The 1,658-nt window shown below is 50.1% G+C and carries 1 protein-coding gene; it reads left to right on the top strand.

All coding sequences use genetic code 11. From position 1 onward, the window contains the following. The first annotated feature begins 190 nt into the window (after positions 1–190). On the top strand, positions 191–1,399 hold the full coding sequence (argJ, locus tag COY37_RS05785) for a bifunctional glutamate N-acetyltransferase/amino-acid acetyltransferase ArgJ (protein WP_286678133.1): 1,209 nt from the start codon (positions 191–193) through the stop codon (positions 1,397–1,399). Positions 1,400–1,658: the final 259 nt, after the last annotated feature.

The raw sequence follows: 1,658 nt of genomic DNA, 5'->3' as shown, positions 1-1,658 counted from the left end.
GGGACGTTGTTTCCTGTGCGTCCTAACCAACAAGTTAGGACGCACAGGAAACAACGTCCCCCTCATATAAATGTCATTCTGAGCGATAGCGAAGAATCTAGATATTGATACGCACCTTTTTAAGGCGCGAGCGTCTAAGCTTAGATAAACTCAACAACGTAACGGTTAAGAAGATATAAGGATAAATAACATGAATAAAACATATGAGATAAAGCAAATGAATAATGGGATAACGGCGCCGAAGGGTTTTAAGGCGGCGGGGGTTGCCTGCAATATAAAACAGAGCGGTAAGAAGGACGTGGCCGTCGTTGCGTCTGGCACAATCGCGAACGCCGCGGCGGTTTTTACAACCAACAAGGCGTCTGCCGCACCGATCCATGTGAGTAAAGCGCATCTTGCGGATGGTAAGGCACAGGCGGTTGCCATCAACAGCGGAAACGCCAACGCCTGTACCGGAGAGGCGGGCGAAAAGAACGCGGCGCGCATGGCAGAGCTTACCGCCTCAGCCATAGGCGGTAAACCCGAGGATATTATCGTTATGTCGACCGGCATCATCGGCGTACCGCTCCCGATACACAAGGTCGCAAACGGAATACAAGCGGCGGTCGATGCACTGTCACCGGATGGTGGGTGTGACGCCGCTCGGGCGATAATGACCACCGATACCTTCTCAAAGGAATATGCCGTCTCGTTTGATGTTGATGGCCGCGAAGTCAGAATTGGCGGTATGTCAAAGGGATCGGGTATGATAGAGCCGAACATGGCAACGATGCTCGCCGTCATTACGACAGATGCGAGAACTACCTCAGATATATTGGCGGATATGCTTAAAAAAGCGGTCGACAAATCGTTTCATGCGATAACCGTCGACGGTGATACCAGCACAAACGATACAGTGGCGATCCTGGCCAACGGCGCATCGGGCGTAGAGATTACGGCGCATAATAGCGGGCTCTTCCAAGAAGCCCTTGACCGGGTCTGTATTGCGCTGGCCAAGTTTATCGTACGAGACGGCGAGGGCGCGACCAAGTTTATCGAAGTCGAGGTGCGGGGCGCCGCAGACGATGCGGATGCCAAGAAGGCCGCAAAAGCCATCGCAAACTCAAACCTGGTGAAAACCGCGTTTTTCGGACAGGATGCCAACTGGGGCAGAATCGTTTGCGCGGTCGGCTACTCATCCGCAACCATGGATCAGTCCAAAATCGATGTCTTCTACGGGGACGAAAAGCTGGTCGAAAACGGCCATCCAATCGCCCATGACACGGCCAAGGTAAATGAACTGTTAAAAGAGAAAGATATAAAAGTTACCGTCGATTTGAAAATCGGCGAAGCAACATCCCGCGTCTGGACCTGCGATTTCAGCTACGATTATGTAAAGATAAACGCGGACTATAACTAGCTACCGCTGCCTGTCATTCTGAACGAAGCGAATAACGATTAGATGTCATTCTTATAGCAAATGGTAAACAGCGATTAGATGTCATTCTGAAGGAGCAAACAGCGATTAGATGTCATTCTTATAGCAAACAGTGAACGGCGACTAGTTGTCATTCTTATAGCAAATAGCAAACAGCGATTAGATGTCATTCTGAAGGAGCGAAGCGACTGAAGAATCTTGGGTGCGGAAACCTTTTTCTTATGCAGGAGGGTCTAAGCTT

The organism is Candidatus Aquicultor secundus, assembly GCF_002791875.1.
GTDB lineage: Bacteria > Actinomycetota > Aquicultoria > Aquicultorales > Aquicultoraceae > Aquicultor_A > Aquicultor_A secundus.
The sequence above is the reverse complement of the archived record's forward strand: the minus strand, read 5'-3'. Positions and strand labels throughout refer to the sequence as shown.